The organism is Nocardioides ungokensis (assembly GCF_013466985.1).
Lineage (GTDB): Bacteria > Actinomycetota > Actinomycetes > Propionibacteriales > Nocardioidaceae > Nocardioides > Nocardioides ungokensis.
This window is the reverse complement of the sequence record NZ_CP059164.1, coordinates 2,499,862-2,515,913: the sequence shown is the minus strand read 5'-3', so window position 1 is coordinate 2,515,913 and position 16,052 is coordinate 2,499,862. Positions and strand designations below refer to the sequence as shown.

Sequence of the window (16,052 nt, the reverse complement as noted above, 5' to 3'; positions counted from 1 at the left end):
GAGCCCCACGGGCCGGCCTACTGGCCGAGCATCACTCCCACGCGCTCCCGGGTAAACCCGGGGAACACCGTGCTCGTCGAGGCCCCGAACCGCGAGGAGACCACCTCGGACAGGACGCTGCGGTAGTCGGTCGTCACCAGCAGGTCGGAGTCGATGTCGCCCTGCAGACCGGGCCAGGTGCCGTAGTAGCTGCCACCCTTCACCCCGGCCCCGGCCAGGAACATCACGTTGCCGTAGCCGTGGTCGAGGCCCATGTTGGCGTTCTCCGCGACCCTGCGGCCGAACTCGCTCAGCGCGACCAGCGTGACCTTGTCGGCCAGCGGCCCCAGGTCGGTGAAGAACGCCGCGACCGCGGACGCGAGCTCGCCGGCGTTGCGGACCATCCGTCCGCCCTGGACGGTGCCCAGGTCGGAGTGCATGTCCCAGTCGCCCTGGTCGACGGTGACCACCTCGACCCCCACGTCGCCGCGGACCACGCGCGCGGCGGCCGCCATCGCCCGGCCGAGGTCGCCGTCGGGGTACGCCGCGCCGTTCGCCGGCGTCGCACTGGTCTGCTTGACCGGGTCGAAACCGTCCACGGCGGCGAACGTCGAGGCGAGCGCGTGGCCGAGGGGGCCGGTGTCGGAGGCCCAGAGTGTCTGGAGCGAGCGGCGGCGCTCGCCGTGGTCCCACTGGTCCTCGCCCGCGACCTGGACCTGGTCGACGTCGCCGGCCGACATCACCGGCTCGGGCCCGTAGAGCGACGCCGGAAGCGTGCCCTCGCCGACGGCGAAGCCCTGCAGCGGCGACTGGCCTCCGTCGGTGCCGATGAGCCGGTTCAGCCAGCCGACCCGGGTGGCCGAGCCAGGGTTGGCGTCCTCGACCTCCTCCATCGCCGCGAAGTGGGAGCGGTTGGGGGCCGGGAGCCCGGTGGCGTGCACGGCGGCCAGCTTCCCGGCCTGCCACAGCGGGACCAAGGGCGCGAGCTCCGGGTGCAGGCCGAACTGGGAGTCGGGGACCAGCAGGCGGTCGGCAGGGATCGCCAGCCGGGGCCGGGCCTGGTAGTAGACCGGGTCGGCGTGCGGCACCACGAGCGAGAGCCCGTCGGCGGCTCCACGCAGGGACAGCACCACCAGCACCGAGGAGGGGGCCGCGGCCGCGGCCGAGGTCCGCAGGACGGCCGACCCGATGACGGTGCTGGCGCCGGCGACGGCCAGGGCGCCGGTGAGCAGGCCGCGGCGCGTCAGGATGGCGTACTCGCGGCAGCAGGGCGGGATGGTCGGTGTGGTCATCGGGCTCACCTGGTCAGGAAGGCGGGGGAGTCGAGGAAGGTCGTCAGCAGCCGAGGCATCGACCACTTCACCAGCGGGTGTGTCGCGGGTGATGATCTCGCCGGGCGTCAGGTCGACGGCGTCGCAGCAGGCGTGCAGCAGCCTCGAGGTCGAGCGCTGGTGGAGCAGCCGCTGCGAGAGGTGGTCGACGAGCAGGTCGAACCGGATCCGGCGCTGCGGCAGCCACGACGCGTGCGGCCGGTAGGTGATCCCGGCGCTGGGCCACCAGGTGCCGCTCATCGAGTAGTGGATGCTCAGCGAGGCGAGCATCCGCGACGGCGAGGACCACGACTCGTTGTCGATCGGCTGTCCGTCGGGTCGGGGCCAGGCGAACGGCATCACCCCGAGGTTGCCCACCTGCCACAGCATCTGGTTGGCGGCGTCCTTCTCCGCGGTGGGACGGTCGACGCTGACCGCGAGGGACCGGTAGGTCCCCACGAGGTCCTCGCCGGGGTCGCGCACCTTCGCGCCGACGGCGTTCGCGAACGACGAGGAGGCCACGAGCGCCCGCAGCACCGGGACCACGTCGGTGTCGTGGGCGAGGTAGACCTGCGCCAGGTGGTCGACGAGGCCCTGCGGCGGGTCGTCGCTGACGAACTTCACGGCGAGCTTGCGCGCCAGCCGTGCCGCGGTCGCCGGGTGGTGGGCGAGGTAGGTGAGGTAGCGACGGGTCAGGTCGCGGCCGTCCGCAGCCGCGTTGGCGTCCGAGAAGCCCATCACCGTCACGGTGCCGCGGGCGTGGCGCCGGGTGTCGTACGACGGCGCCCACGTGTTCCACATGTCGACGGTCCAGCCGGTGAGGATCCGGGCGCTGTCCTTGACGTCGTCCTCGTCGTACTCGCCCCGGCCCACGGTGTGGAGCTCCAGCAGCTCACGGCCGAGGTTCTCGTTGGGGTGCGCAGCGGTGGACACGGCGTTGTCGAGGTAGACCAGCATCGCGGGATGGGTGATCGCAGCATGCAGGAGGTCGTCGAAGCGGCCCAGGGCCCCGGCCCGAAGGGTGTCGCCGTAGGGCACCCGGTGCGTGAACTGCGCGTCGCCGATGGCGGGGACGTTGAGGTGGTTCTCCCAGAACTCCGTCATCACCTCGAGCAGCTGCCGGCGCGACGTCATCCGTCGCATCAGGACCCAGCGTTCGTAGTCGAACATGACCTCCCAGCCACCCTCGACGCCGTCGACCTGGCGCTGCCACAGCGCGGCGGGCGTCCGCGAGAGGCTGGGCCACCAGCCACGCAGCGTGCCGACGGCGGGGTCGTCCTTGACGGTGTCGGGGAGGAGCTGCCGCTCGAACCACGCCCGCGGGCCGCCCTGGGCGGTCACCTGTCGGGCGAGGGCGGGGGTCACGCCGTAGGAGAAGCGGCCGACGAGGTGCCGGCCCTGGCGGGACAGCAGCGGGTCGCCGCGGTAGTGGGCTGGGGAGTAGCTGGACATGCGCGGGTGCTCCCGGGATTGCTGCGCGGTGGGGGGAAGGGGACCACGGGGCCGGCCCCTGACGAGGACATCGGCGGGTCGGCCCGGGGACTTGAGGCTCGGCACCCACCGGCGGTCACGGGCCACGCCGCTACCGACGGCCCGCGACTGCGCCCGGCGGCCCACCAGCCGGTACGCTGGTGCCCGGACACGCCCCCACACGGTTAGGACCCCGAGCGCCCCCGATGGACGACTCCCGAAGTCGCCCGCCCTCCTGGCACCCTGAAGGCTGCCTCCGGGGAGGGCGCCGATGACCGCCTGGATCCTGCTCTTCGCGGCACTGTTGCTGATCGCCGCGTGTGGCGTCTTCGTGGCGGCCGAGTTCTCGTTCGTGACCGTCGACCGGTCCAAGGTCGAGCAGGCGGCCGGCGAGGGTGATTCCGGGGCGCGCGGCCTGCAGCAGCGCTGCGCTCGCTGTCCACCCAGCTCTCGGGTGCCCAGGTCGGCATCACCGTCACCAACCTGGCCATCGGATTCCTGGCCGAGCCGGCGATCGCCTCGCTCATCGACGGACCGCTGGAGGCCGCCGGGACGCCGACGGCGGCGGTACGGCCCATCGCGGTCGGTGTCGGCCTCGTGCTGGGCACGATCCTCACGATGATCTTCGGCGAGCTGGTGCCCAAGAACCTGGCGCTGGCCAGGCCGATGGAGGTCGCTCGCGCGACCCAGCGCTTCCAGCGCGCCTTCACCGCGGTGAACCGGATCCCCATCCGGATCCTCAACGGCTCGGCGAACGCCTTCGTGCGTCGGCTGGGCATCGAGCCGCAGGAGGAGCTGCGCTCGGCCCGCAGCTCGACCGAGCTCGCCTCGCTGATCCAGCGCTCGGCCGACCAGGGCACGCTCGACGCCGACACCGCCGAGCTGATGGAGCGCTCGGTGGAGTTCGGTTCGCGGACCGCCGGCGAGATCATGACCCCGCGGGGTGCGCACCGTGAGCCTCGAGGTCAACGACCGGGCCAGTGACGTGATCGAGCTGGCCCGCCAGACCGGGCACTCCCGCTTCCCGGTCCTCGACACCGAGGAGAGCGTGGTCGGCACCGTGCACGTCAAGCACGTCGTCGCGCTTCCCGTGCACGAGCGGGCCACGACCAAGGTGAAGCACCTGATGGCCAAGCCGATCGTGGTCCCCGACTCGCTGCGCCTGGACCCGCTGCTCGCGCTGCTGCGCAAGGACGGGTTCCAGATGGCGGTCGTCCTCGACGACGTACGGCGGCCACGCCGGGATCGTGACCCTCGAGGACGTGGTCGAGGAGATCGTGGGCGACATCGCCGACGAGCATGACCGGCTCGGGGCGCGTGGCCGGCAGCGCCGTGACGGCGGCTGGGCCCTGTCCGGCCTGCTGCGGCCCGACGAGGTCGAGGACCTCACCGGGATCGAGCTGCCCGAGAACGAGGACTACGACACCATCGCCGGGCTGATCCTGCGCGTGCTCGGCCGGGTGCCCGAGGTCGGCGACCTGGCCGAGGTCCCGGTGCCCGACCACTCCGACCCCGAGGAGCCGCGCGAGCAGCTCGCCGTGCTCACCGTCGAGCGGATGGACGGCCTGCGGATCGACCGGGTCGGGCTCCGCCTCCTGCAGGGCCGGTCCGACGCAGTGGAGGGCGAGTCGTGAGCAGCGCCGTCGCCCTCTTCGTGGCCTTGCTCCTGCTGCTCGGCAACGCGTTCTTCGTGGCCGCCGAGTTCGCCCTCGTGTCGGCCCGCCGGACCCAGATCGAGCCGCGCGCCGAGGCCGGGTCGCGGATGGCGCGGACCACCCTGCGCGCGATGGAGAACATCTCGCTCGTCATCGGCGTCAACCAGCTCGGGATCACCGTGTGCTCGCTGGTCCTCGGTGCGGTCGGCGAGCCGGCGGTCTCCCACGTCATCGAGCCCGTGCTGCACGCAGCCCACGTCCCGGCCTCGTTCCTGCACCCGATCGCGTTCGTGGTCGGGCTCGCCATCGTGGTCTACCTGCACGTGGTGATGGGGGAGATGATCCCCAAGAACCTCGCGCTGGCCGGGCCCGACCGGGCAGCGCTCGCGCTCGGCCCGCCGATCTGGTTCATCGTCAAGCTGCTGCGCCCGGTCATCGTCGTCATCAACGCCGTCGCCGCGGCCGTGCTCCGGCTGGCCGGGGTCCGGCTGATGAACGAGGTGAGCTCGACGTACACCCGTGAGGAGGTGGCGGCCCTGGTCGAGGAGTCGCGCGGCGAGGGGCTCCTCGAGGCCGACGAGTACGACCGGCTGGCGGGCGCCCTGGGCTTCACCGAGAAGTCGGTGGGCTCGGTGCTGATGCCCTCGGAGACGCTGACCACGGTCCGGCGTGGCTCGACGGCCGCCGACGTGGAGGCGCTGTGCGCGGCCACCGGCTTCAGCCGCTTCCCGGTCGCGGCCGAGGACGGCGAGCTGCTCGGCTACCTGCACATCAAGGACGTGCTCGAGCCCGACGAGAGCCGGCGTGTGCGGCCCATCGACGACAAGTGGATCCGCCCCTTCGCGACCGTGACGCTCGAGGACAGCCTCCACGACACGCTCGAGACGCTGCAGCGGCGCGGGGCCCACATGACGCGGGTCGTCGACGCGCAGGGCGCCACCCTGGGTCTCGCTACGCTCGAGGACGTGATCGAGGAGCTCGTCGGCGAGATCCGCGATGCAGCCCACCTCGAGGAGCACGTGTGACCTCCCGCGCCGTCCGCCGCGGGAGTGCCGCGGTCGCCTGATGGCGCCGGATAGGGTGTCCTCGTCGGGGGCGGCGGCGCCTCACCGACGAGCTGACCAGTCCCGTATCAGTGATCGAAATGCAGGCACCTGTGGCGGATGAACCGACGCGCGAGAACCGCGTGTGGACGCTGCCGAACCTGCTCAGCCTGATCCGGCTGGCGGGCGTACCCGTGTTCCTGTGGCTGGTGCTCGGCCCCGAGGCCGACGGCTGGGCGCTGGGACTCCTCGTGCTCTCCGGGATCACCGACTTCCTCGACGGCTGGCTGGCCCGCCGGCTGAACCAGACCTCGGTGGTCGGGCAGATCCTCGACCCGGTCGCCGACCGGCTCTACATCCTCGCGGTCGTGGTCGGCCTCGCCCTGCGCGACATCATCCCGTGGTGGATGGCGGTGCTGCTGCCGCTGCGTGACCTCCTGATGTGGGGGCTGGTGCCGCTGCTGCGCACGCGCGGCTACAGCGCGCTGCCGGTGCACTTCCTCGGCAAGGCTGCGACGTTCAACCTCCTCTACGCGTTCCCGCTGCTGCTGCTCGGTGACGGCGAAGGTGTCGTCGCCACGCTCGCCAAGGTCTTCGGTTGGGCGTTCGCCGTGTGGGGGATCGGCCTCTACTGGTGGGCCGGGCTGCTCTACGCCTGGCAGGTCCGCAAGCTGCTCGCGACCGACCGAGCGCCGTCCGGCGGTGCGGGATGCCTGAGCACGTCTCGCGAGGCGACGTGCACCTGCCCGCGCGGGTCACGATGCCGCTGCTCACCCTGATCACCCAGCAGTCGCTGGACGAGGACTACCTGCACGTGGCGGAACGCCGGGCCGCCGGCGCGCCCCGCCCGTCGCGGGCGCGGCCGCACCGGATGGCCGCCGTCGTGGTCGCGGTCTTCGGCATCCTGGTGACGACTGCCGCCGTCCAGACCTCGCGCAACGCCGGCGTCACCGACGCCGGCCGCGCCACCCTGATCTCGCAGATCGACACCAGGCGCGCCACGGTCGACAAGCTCCAGCAGGAGATGGTGACGCTCCGGGAGCACAACGTCGGGCTCGAGTCGCAGCTCAGCGACGTGACCAGCGCCGAGGAGGCCGCCGCGACCCGGGTGCGCAACCTCGAGACCACGACCGGGTTCGGTCCGGTCACGGGGGAGGGCGTGCGCATCGTCGTGAGCGACGCACCCAACGGGGACGCCACCCAGGCCGTGCGCGACGAGGACCTGGCCAAGCTGGTCGACGGGCTGTGGGTCGCCGGCGCCGAGGCCATCTCCATCAACGGCCAGCGGCTGACGGTGCTCAGCGCGATCCGCAACGTGAACGTGGCGATCCACGTCAACAGCCGGCCACTGACACCGCCGTACACTGTGTCAGCGATCGGGGACAACCGGACGTTGCAGGCGAACCTGCTCTCCAGCACGCTGGGCAGTGAGTTCTTCAGCCTCGCCCAGCAGCTCGGATTCGTGTACTCGATGCAGAACGAGGACTCGCTCACGCTCCCCGCGGCCCGGTTCCCCCGGCTGCGCGAGGCACAGACCGGGACCGCAGCGGAGCAGCAACACCACCCGAACGAGGAGAGCAATCCGTGATCGCCGCGCTCGGCCTGCTGGTCGGCATCCTGCTGGGTCTCTGGTTCCGTCCCGACGTGCCGCTGGGCCTCGAGCCCTACCTGCCCATCGCCGTCGTGGCGTCGATGGACGCGGTCTTCGGCGGCCTGCGGGCCTACCTCGACGGCATCTTCGACGACAAGGTCTTCGTCGTCTCGTTCTTCAGCAACGTCGTGATCGCCGCCGCGATCGTCTACCTCGGCGACAAGCTCGGGGTCGGCGGCCAGCTCTCCACCGGCGTCATCGTGGTGCTGGGCATCCGCATCTTCTCCAACGTCGCGGCCATCCGCCGCCACCTCTTCCATGCCTGAGCCCACGACCCCCGACCAGCGTCCCGCGGACCCGGTGAAGCCCGCGGCGGGCCCCGTGCGACCGGAGAGCAGGCCGAGCGCCGAGCCGAAGGGGAAGCCGGAGGTCGCCCCGGAGCCAGTGCCGGCTCCCGCGCCTGCGGCACCCACGACCGGCCGCGAGCGCCTGATCGGCGCGCTGAGGAAGCCGTCGCGCGCCCAGGCCATCGTCGCCGTGCTGCTCGCGGTCGTCGGCTTCGCCGCCGTGACGCAGGTGCGCGCCAACGAGGTCGACGACAGCTACGCGGGGCTGCGCGAACAGGACCTCATCGACGTCCTCAACGGCCTCGCGGGCACCACCCAGCGTGCGCAGTCCGAGATCGCGCACCTCGAGACCACGCGCCACGACCTGCAGAGCAGCACCGACGCGCGCCAGGCCGCACTGGCCCAGGCCCAGGACCGGGCCGACACGCTGGCGATCATGGCCGGGCTCGTGCCGGTCACGGGACCGGGCATCCGGATCACGGTCACCGAGGACACGGCGCCGGTCAGCGTCGACACCATGCTGGACACCATCCAGGAGCTGCGGGCGGCTGGTGCGGAGGCCATGCAGATCAACGGCAAGGTCCGCATCGTCGCGCAGAGCTCGGTGGAGGAGGCGGTCGGCGGCATCTCCGTCGACGGCACGCTGCTGAGGTCGCCGTACGTCATCGACGTGATCGGGGAGCCGCACACCCTCACCGGCGGCATGACCTTCCTCGAGGGGCCGCGGGCCCAGTTCGAGGAGGACGGCCAGACCGTCAAGATCGACGAGCTGCAGTCCCTCGACATCGAGTCGACCGTGCAGCCGAAGCAACCGCAGTACGCGCAGCCCGACACCTCGCAGTAGCCTGCGTCCGTCCCAGCCCGATGCCGGGGCCCGGCGTTCCGGCCCGCACCTCCACCGACAGGAGCCACCGTGTACCCCGACGACCTGAAGTACACCACCGAGCACGAGTGGGTGCGCAGCCCTGGCGAGCACGACGGGTCGGTGCGCATCGGCATCACCCACTACGCACAGGACGCCCTCGGCGACATCGTCTACGTCTCGCTGCCCGAGGTCGGCGACAGCGTCGAGGCCGGCAGCACCTGCGGCGAGCTGGAGTCCACCAAGTCGGTCAGCGACATCTACGCGCCGATCACCGGCGAGGTCGTGGCGCGCAACGACTCGCTCGACGCGACGCCCGAGCTGGTCAACAACGACCCGTACGCCGGGGGGTGGCTCTTCGAGGTCGTCCCCGCGGACGCCACGCAGCTGGACTCGCTGCTCGACGCCGACGCCTACCAGGCCACGCTCGAGGCCTGAGCGAGCGCCGTTCGCGGCGCGTACGCTCCTTGAACACCCCTTCCGGACTGATAGGTTCGGACCAACCGTCAACCTCAACCCGGCCCTGAGGGTTCAGGCGTTGGTGGGGAGTATGACCCCCGACCCGGAGGATGCCCGATGCCGTTCTGCACAGCGTGTGGCAAGCAGAACCCCGACGACGCCCGCTTCTGCTCCCAGTGCGGCACCCGTCTCGTGACTGCCGACGCCCCGGCCGCCCAGGCGCCGCTGACGCCCGATGCACCGGGGGAGTCGACCGCGACCATCGCGATCGGTCTCGGCGGTGACAAGGTCGAGACCTCGGACCGCCAGCTCAACCCCGTGGACGCCGCCGCCGTCGACGCGCTGCCCGCCGGGCACGCGCTGCTCGTCGTCCAGCGCGGGCCGGGGTCGGGCAGCCGCTTCCTGCTCGACGCCGACGTGGTCAACGCGGGTCGCCACCCCGACAGCGAGATCTTCCTAGACGACGTGACCGTCTCGCGACGGCACGCGGAGTTCCACCGCACCGGCGACACCTTCACGGTCAGCGACGTGGGCAGCCTCAACGGCACCTACGTCAACCGCGACCGGATCGACCGGGTCCAGCTCAAGGACGGGGACGAGGTCCAGATCGGCAAGTACCGGCTGGTCTTCTTCTCCGGGCACGCGAGCGGCTGACGGCCGGATGGTGACGTCGTCCGCCGCGCCGTCGGGGGCATCCCGTGCGCGGATGAACATCGGGGAGGTCCTGGACCGGTTGCGGCCGGACTTCCCGGGGATCACCATCCCCAAGATCCGGTTCCTCGAGGACAAGGGCCTGATCAAGCCCGAGCGGACCCCGGCGGGCTACCGCAAGTTCTCCCACGACGACGTGGACCGGCTGCGGTACGTGCTGCGCATGCAGCGCGACCACTACCTGCCGCTCAAGGTGATCGGTGAGCACCTCGACGCGATCGACCGGGGCCTGGAGCCGCCGCCGATCGAGGCCGTGGTCCCCACGGTCCCGAAGGTGGCCCTCGCGGCCGACGGCCTCCCCAGCGCGGAGTCCTTCACCCGGCGCGACGACGTACGCCTGTCGCGTCGCGAGCTGGTCAAGATCGCGGAGATCTCGGAGGACCTGCTCGACCAGCTCGAGCAGTACGCCCTCATCTCGGCGCGCCCGGGGACCGGGCACTACGACACCGACGCCCTCGTCATCGCCCGGACCGCCCGCGAGCTGGCCGACTTCGGCTTCGAGCCGCGGCACCTGCGGGCCTTCAAGACCGCGGCCGACCGCGAGGTCGGCCTCGTGGAGCAGGTCGTGGCGCCGCACAAGCGTGGCCGCGACGCCGCGGCCAAGGCCCGCGCGGAGGAGGCGGTCAGCGAGATCGCGGCCCTGTCGGTGCGGCTGCACGCCACCCTGGTCAAGGCCGGGCTGCGCACCTCCTGACCTCGCCCACCCCGGGAGTAGGGTGAGCGTGTGCGCGAAGTAGATGTCATGGGAGTCCGGGTCGAGATGCCCTCGAACCAGCCGATCGTGCTGCTGCGCGAGGTGACCGGGGAGCGCTACCTCCCCATCTGGATCGGGGCCGTCGAGGCCACCGCGATCGCCTTCGCCCAGCAGGGCGTCGTGCCCCCACGGCCGCTGACCCACGACCTGATGAAGGACGTGCTGGAGGCCACCGGGAACGAGCTCACCGAGGTGCGCATCACCGAGGTCAAGGACGGGGTGTTCTTCGCGACCCTCGTCTTCGGCTCCGGGGCCGAGGTCAGCGCGCGACCCTCCGACTCGATCGCGCTGGCGCTGCGGACCGGCTCCCGGATCGTGTGCTCGGAGGAGGTGCTCGACGAGGCCGGCCTCGCCGTGCCGGCCGAGCAGGAGGACGAGGTCGAGAAGTTCCGCGAGTTCCTCGACCAGGTCACCCCCGAGGACTTCGACGCCCACTGACGCACCGCCCACGGGCCCTGGCGGCAAGGATTCGCGTCATACGCCGAGTCGGCGTTCCTTGACGCATTTCCGGCCACCATCACGCCCGGGCGGGCCGGTCGTGGCCAACCCCAGCACCGGGCCCGGCGGTCATGAGACCACCCCAAGCCTTCACCCTCAGGTAGAGGTTGAGGGTTCCGACACGCCGCGCGCCGCTGTCGTTGACCACCCTGATGCTCGGGCATACCTTGAACTGTCTCTGTTGTAACTCCACCGTTGTGGTTGCCCGCAAAACACGGGCCCCGCACTTCCCCCGAGGGTTACGCGCAAACGGAGTAGACCCGCGGAGGATCGTGTGAACGAGAACGAGCAGGACCTGGCGACCAGCCCCGAGGCGACCCACGCCGCGGAGGTGGCCGAGGAGCAGGGTCTCCTCTTCAACGACGACGTCTCCCCGGTGCCGAGCGACGCGGGCTACCGCGGTCCGACGGCGTGCAACGCGGCCGGCATCACCTACCGCCAGCTCGACTACTGGGCCCGCACCGGCCTCGTCGAGCCAACCGTCCGCGGTGCCAGCGGTTCGGGCTCGCAGCGGCTCTACTCCTTCCGCGACATCCTGATCCTCAAGGTGATCAAGCGCCTGCTCGACGCCGGCATCTCGCTGCAGCAGATCCGCACCGCCGTGCAGCACCTCCGCAAGCGCGGCACCGACGACCTGACCCGCGTCACCCTCATGAGCGACGGCGCCTCGGTCTACGAGTGCACCAGCAACGACGAGATCATCGACCTCCTCCAGGGTGGCCAGGGCGTCTTCGGCATCGCGATCGGCGGCGTGTGGCAGGAGATCGAGGGGACCCTCGCCGAGCTGCCGAGCGAGCGCACCGCCGAGGAGCAGACTCCCGGAGCGAGCGACGAGCTCGCCGCGCGCCGTGCCGCGCGCAAGATCGGCTGAACCGATCGGCTAGGCTGGAGCCGCCGACTATCCCGCACGGGAGAGTCTTCGCCCGGGGGCCGAGGCCTCCGGAGCGGAGCGCCGAAGGGGCAATTCCTCCCCGGAACCTCTCAGGCGCCAGGACCGTGCGGATGAGGCAACTCTGGAGCTCTCGGGTCGACCGCGGGTGACAGAGGGGGAGGCGACCCGATCGACCCCGATCCGAGGAGCCTTTCAGTGGACTCGCAGCACCTCTCCCAGCTCGACGGCGCTCTGCCCTTCTCCGAGCGGCACATCGGCCCGCGGGCCGCGGACGTCGACTCGATGCTGGACCGACTCGGCTTCGGCTCCCTCGAGGAGCTGATGGCGGCCGCGGTCCCCGGTGGGATCCGGACCGCCGACCAGCTGGACCTGCCGGCACCGCTGACCGAGGAGGCCACCGCCCGCGAGCTGCGCGCCCTCGCCGCGGCCAACCGACCCGGCGAGCCGATGATCGGCCTGGGCTACCACGCGACGATCACCCCACCGGTCGTACGGCGCAACGTGCTCGAGGACCCCAGCTGGTACACCGCCTACACGCCGTACCAGCCCGAGATCTCCCAGGGCCGCCTCGAGGCCCTGCTGAACTTCCAGACCGTCGTGGGCGACCTCACCGGCCTGCCCACCGCCAACGCCTCCCTGCTCGACGAGGGCACCGCGGCGGCCGAGGCGATGACGCTGGTACGCCGTGGCAACCGGAAGGCGTCCGGGCCCTTCGTGGTGGACGCCGACGCCCTGCCGCAGACCATCGACGTGGTGCGCACCCGCGCGGAGGCGATGGGCATCGAGGTGGTCGTCGCCGACCTGGCCTCGGGGCTGCCCGACGGCGAGCTGTGCGGCGTCCTGGTCCAGTACCCCGGCGCCTCCGGCCGGGTGCTCGACCCTCGCGCCGTGATCGAGGAGACCCATGCGCGCAACGGCCTGGCCGTGGTGGCCGCAGACCTGCTCGCCCTGACGCTGCTGGAAGCGCCGGGCGAGCTGGGTGCCGACGTGGTGGTGGGCTCGACCCAGCGGTTCGGCGTCCCGCTGTTCTACGGCGGCCCGCACGCGGGCTACATGTCCGTCGCGGCGGGCCTGGAACGGCACCTGCCGGGCCGGCTCGTGGGCGTCTCGGTCGACGCGGAGGGGCGACCGGCCTACCGCCTGGCCCTGCAGACCCGCGAGCAGCACATCCGCCGCGACAAGGCGACGTCCAACATCTGCACCGCGCAGGTCCTGCTGGCGGTGGTGGCGTCGATGTACGCCGTCTACCACGGTCCCGAGGGCCTGCGGGCGATCGCGACTCGCGCCCACCGCTACGCAGCCGTGCTGGCCCAGGCGCTGGTGAAGGCGGGGATCGAGGTCGAGCACGAGCAGTTCTTCGACACCCTGTCCGTGGTGGTCCCCGGCCGTGCGGCCGAGGTCGTGGGGGCCGCCCACGAGCTGGGGCTGCAGCTCCGGATGGTCGACGCCGACCGGGTCGGGATCTCGACGTCGGAGTGCACCACGCGCTCGACGCTGGTCCGGCTGCTCGAGGCGTTCGGGGCCGACATCGACCTCGACGCCATCGACGGCACGATCGAGGACGCCCTGCCCGAGGGCCTGCGCCGGCGCACGTCGTACCTCACCCACGAGGTGTTCTCAAGCCACCGCAGCGAGACGTCGATGCTGCGCTACCTGCGCCGGCTCTCGGCCCGTGACTACGCGCTGGACCGCGGCATGATCCCGCTGGGCTCCTGCACGATGAAGCTCAACGCCACCACCGAGATGGAGCCGGTCTCGCTGCCCGGCTTCGCCGACCTGCACCCCTTCGCGCCCGCGGACGACGCCGCCGGCTACCAGCAGCTCGTCTCCGAGCTGGAGGGCTGGCTCGCCGAGGTGACCGGCTACGACCGGGTCTCGATCCAGCCGAACGCCGGCTCGCAGGGCGAGCTCGCCGGCCTGATGGCCATCCGCGGCTACCACCGCGCCAACGGCCAGGGGAGCGGAACGTCTGCCTGATCCCGTCCTCGGCGCACGGCACCAACGCCGCGTCCGCGGTGATGGCCGGCATGAAGGTCGTGGTGGTGAAGGCCGCCGATGACGGCGCGGTCGACCTCGACGACCTGCGCAAGCAGTGCGACCTGCACGCCGACGACCTCGCGGCCATCATGGTGACCTACCCCTCGACCCACGGGGCCTACGAGGACAGCATCACCGAGCTGTGCGAGATCGTGCACGCCCACGGCGGTCAGGTCTACGTCGACGGCGCCAACCTGAACGCGCTGCTCGGCTACACCAAGCCGGGCGAGTTCGGCGGCGACGTGTCCCACCTCAACCTCCACAAGACCTTCTGCATCCCGCACGGGGGCGGCGGTCCGGGCGTCGGACCGGTGGCCGTGCGCGAGCACCTGGCGCCGTACCTCCCCTCGCACGCGATGCACCCCGAGGCCGGCAAGCGTGAGGGCATCGGCCCGATCAGCGCGGCGCCGTACGGCTCGGCCGGGATCCTGCCGATCTCGTGGGCCTACATCCGCCTGATGGGAGCCGAGGGCCTCACCCGGGCCACCGCGGTGGCGGTGCTCTCCGCGAACTACGTCGCCGCCCGCCTCGGTGAGCACTTCCCGGTGCTCTACCGCGGTCACGGCGGCCTCGTCGCCCACGAGTGCATCCTCGACCTGCGCGGGCTGACCAAGGAGACCGGCGTCAGCGTCGACGACGTCGCGAAGCGTCTCGTCGACTACGGGTTCCACGCGCCGACGATGTCCTTCCCGGTGGCCGGCACGCTGATGGTCGAGCCGACCGAGTCCGAGGACCTCGCCGAGATCGACCGCTTCTGCGAGGCGATGATCGCCATCCGCGGCGAGATCGAGCGGGTGCGTGCGGGGGAGTGGACCCCCGAGGACTCGCCGCTGCGCGGCGCGCCGCACACGTCGCGGGCCCTGGTGGGCGAGTGGGACCGCCCCTACAGCCGCGAGCTGGCGGTCTTCCCGACCGGTATCGACCCCGACAAGTACTGGCCGCCGGTCGCGCGCATCGACCAGGCCTACGGCGACCGCAACCTGGTCTGCGCCTGCCCACCCCTCGAGGCCTTCGCCGAATGAGCTCGCCGTCGCGCGGCGTCGCCGCAGTCACCGCGCGGCGGCTGCTGGCGCGGCTCGCCTCCGCGCAGTCGTCCGGCCGGCTCCCGACGGTGGTCGCCGGGGTCCTGCGCGACGGCGAGCCGGTGTGGACGGGGTCGTACGGCGGGGAGGCTGTGCCCGGCCACGACCCGTACGACGTGCAGTACCGGATCGGGTCGATCACCAAGACCATGACCGCGGTGCTCGCGCTCCAGCTGGTCCGGGACGGTCGGCTCGGCCTCGACGAGCCGGCGGCGACCTGGCTGGGCGACGTGGCCTACGCCGACCGCACGATCCGGAGCCTGCTGGCGCACAACTCGGGCATGCGCTCTGAGCCGATCGGCTCGTGGTGGGAGCGCTCCGCGGGGCTGTCGTGGGAGGAGCTCGCCGACGGCCATGACGGGGCGGGCGACATCTTCCCGGCGCTCCAGCAGTTCCACTACTCCAACCTCGGCTTCGCGCTGCTCGGTGAGGTGCTGGCGCGGGTGCACGACGCGACCTGGTGGGAGTGCGTGCAGTCGCGGATCCTCGACCCCCTTGGCATGACCCGCACGTCGTACCTCCCCAAGGGAGCCGCCGCCCAGGGCCAGAGCGTGCACCCGTACGCCGGGACCCTGGTCGACGAGCCGGCGACCGACACCGGCGCGATGGCCCCGGCCGGGCAGGTCTGGGCGACCCTGGCCGACCTCGCGACGTACAACGCGTTCCTGCTCTCCGGACATCCGGACGTGCTGCCGCTCGACGACCTGCTGGCCGCCTCGCACCCGCAGTCCGGGGACCGCGACGACGCCCTCGGCTACGCGCACGGCCTCGGCTTCCAGCTGCAGGCCGGCGGCTCGGGCATGCTGGTCGGCCACACCGGATCCATGCCCGGGTTTCTCGCCGGCTGCTTCGTCGACCGGACCCGGCGCACGGGAGCGGTGGTGCTCACCAACGCCACGACCGGGCTGGTCCCCGCGGACCTGGCGGTCGGGCTGCTCGACGAGCTCGAGCGCAGCGAGCCCACGCTCGCGGAGCCCTGGCGGCCCACCACGTCGGTCCCGCCGGAGCTCGAGGACGTGCTCGGCGTGTGGCACTGGGGCAACACGCCCTTCGTCTTCGCCATGCGTGGAGGCCGGCTGGTCGCCGCCAGGGGTGACGAGGAGAAGTACACCTTCGCCGTCGTCGACGGCCGCGTGGTCGGCGTCTCGGGCTACCACGCCGGCGAGGAGCTGCGCGTCGTACGCCGTTCCGACGGGTCGGTGAGCCATCTCGACGTGGCGACGTTCGTCTACACCCGGACGCCGTACGACCCGGACGCGCCGATCCCCGGCGGCCACCCGGCCTGAGAGCCTGGATGAGGGCTGGGCGTGCCGGATCTGGGGGACTGGTCAAGCACGGACGAGGCGCGACCCCACCGGTGAG

15 protein-coding genes, 1 pseudogene and 1 riboswitch are annotated in these 16,052 nt (G+C 71.9%); of the genes and pseudogenes, 15 read left to right on the top strand and 1 reads right to left on the bottom strand.

What is annotated here, in order from left to right; all coding sequences use genetic code 11:
• Positions 1-17: 17 nt before the first annotated feature.
• On the bottom strand, positions 18-2,741 hold the full coding sequence (locus tag H0S67_RS12350; protein ID WP_180933312.1) for a DUF1800 family protein: 2,724 nt from the start codon (positions 2,739-2,741) through the stop codon (positions 18-20).
• A gap of 444 nt (positions 2,742-3,185) precedes the next feature.
• On the opposite strand from H0S67_RS12350, the gene H0S67_RS25210 reads away from it, so the two are divergent.
• The 15 genes and pseudogenes from H0S67_RS25210 to H0S67_RS12285 all read left to right on the top strand — a co-directional run bounded on the left by H0S67_RS25210 (position 3,186) and on the right by H0S67_RS12285 (position 15,976).
• Positions 3,186-3,743, top strand: a complete 558-nt coding sequence (locus H0S67_RS25210; protein ID WP_343050499.1) for a CNNM domain-containing protein — start codon at positions 3,186-3,188, stop codon at positions 3,741-3,743.
• Positions 3,712-4,062, top strand: coding sequence for a CBS domain-containing protein (locus H0S67_RS25205; RefSeq protein WP_246354697.1), 351 nt, complete (start codon positions 3,712-3,714; stop codon positions 4,060-4,062). The genes H0S67_RS25210 and H0S67_RS25205 overlap by 32 nt, the downstream gene beginning before the upstream one ends.
• The gene (locus tag H0S67_RS25200; protein ID WP_246354696.1) at positions 4,007-4,393 is read left to right on the top strand and encodes a transporter associated domain-containing protein; all 387 of its coding nucleotides are present in this window, start codon (positions 4,007-4,009) and stop codon (positions 4,391-4,393) included. The genes H0S67_RS25205 and H0S67_RS25200 overlap by 56 nt, the downstream gene beginning before the upstream one ends.
• The gene (locus H0S67_RS12340) at positions 4,390-5,439 is read left to right on the top strand and encodes a hemolysin family protein (RefSeq protein ID WP_180933311.1); all 1,050 of its coding nucleotides are present in this window, start codon (positions 4,390-4,392) and stop codon (positions 5,437-5,439) included. The genes H0S67_RS25200 and H0S67_RS12340 overlap by 4 nt, the downstream gene beginning before the upstream one ends.
• 119 nt (positions 5,440-5,558) lie before the next feature.
• Positions 5,559-6,236 carry a cardiolipin synthase ClsA gene (gene clsA / locus H0S67_RS12335; RefSeq protein WP_180933310.1) on the top strand — a complete coding sequence of 226 codons (678 nt, stop codon included), beginning with the start codon at positions 5,559-5,561 and terminating at the stop codon, positions 6,234-6,236.
• A complete protein-coding gene (locus tag H0S67_RS12330) occupies positions 6,167-7,045 on the top strand; it encodes a DUF881 domain-containing protein (protein WP_180933309.1) in 879 nt (292 codons plus the stop codon). Before clsA ends, H0S67_RS12330 begins: the two co-directional genes overlap by 70 nt.
• Positions 7,042-7,374 (top strand): small basic family protein, encoded by a 333-nt coding sequence (locus tag H0S67_RS12325; RefSeq protein ID WP_180933308.1) that lies wholly within the window; start codon positions 7,042-7,044, stop codon positions 7,372-7,374. The genes H0S67_RS12330 and H0S67_RS12325 overlap by 4 nt, the downstream gene beginning before the upstream one ends.
• Positions 7,367-8,239, top strand: coding sequence for a DUF881 domain-containing protein (locus H0S67_RS12320; RefSeq protein WP_180933307.1), 873 nt, complete (start codon positions 7,367-7,369; stop codon positions 8,237-8,239). The genes H0S67_RS12325 and H0S67_RS12320 overlap by 8 nt, the downstream gene beginning before the upstream one ends.
• Before the next feature lie 69 nt (positions 8,240-8,308).
• Positions 8,309-8,695: a glycine cleavage system protein GcvH gene (gene gcvH, locus H0S67_RS12315; protein ID WP_180933306.1), complete on the top strand. Its 387-nt coding sequence runs from the start codon at positions 8,309-8,311 to the stop codon at positions 8,693-8,695.
• 138 nt (positions 8,696-8,833) lie between these two features.
• Positions 8,834-9,370 (top strand): zinc-ribbon and FHA domain-containing protein, encoded by a 537-nt coding sequence (locus H0S67_RS12310; RefSeq protein ID WP_180933305.1) that lies wholly within the window; start codon positions 8,834-8,836, stop codon positions 9,368-9,370.
• A 52-nt stretch (positions 9,371-9,422) separates the two neighbouring features.
• Positions 9,423-10,121: a transcriptional regulator FtsR gene (ftsR, locus tag H0S67_RS12305; RefSeq protein WP_246354695.1), complete on the top strand. Its 699-nt coding sequence runs from the start codon at positions 9,423-9,425 to the stop codon at positions 10,119-10,121.
• Positions 10,122-10,151: 30 nt separating this feature from the next.
• Entirely contained in the window at positions 10,152-10,619 is a 468-nt protein-coding gene (locus H0S67_RS12300; RefSeq protein ID WP_180933303.1) for a bifunctional nuclease family protein, read from the top strand.
• A gap of 334 nt (positions 10,620-10,953) precedes the next feature.
• On the top strand, positions 10,954-11,550 hold the full coding sequence (locus H0S67_RS12295; RefSeq protein WP_343050061.1) for a MerR family transcriptional regulator: 597 nt from the start codon (positions 10,954-10,956) through the stop codon (positions 11,548-11,550).
• A 27-nt stretch (positions 11,551-11,577) separates the two neighbouring features.
• Positions 11,578-11,686: riboswitch (glycine riboswitch) on the top strand.
• Between the two features lie 167 nt (positions 11,687-11,853).
• Positions 11,854-14,630, top strand: a pseudogene (gcvP, locus tag H0S67_RS12290) (aminomethyl-transferring glycine dehydrogenase).
• Entirely contained in the window at positions 14,627-15,976 is a 1,350-nt protein-coding gene (locus H0S67_RS12285) for a serine hydrolase domain-containing protein (RefSeq protein WP_180933302.1), read from the top strand. Before gcvP ends, H0S67_RS12285 begins: the two are co-directional and overlap by 4 nt.
• Positions 15,977-16,052 lie beyond the last annotated feature (76 nt).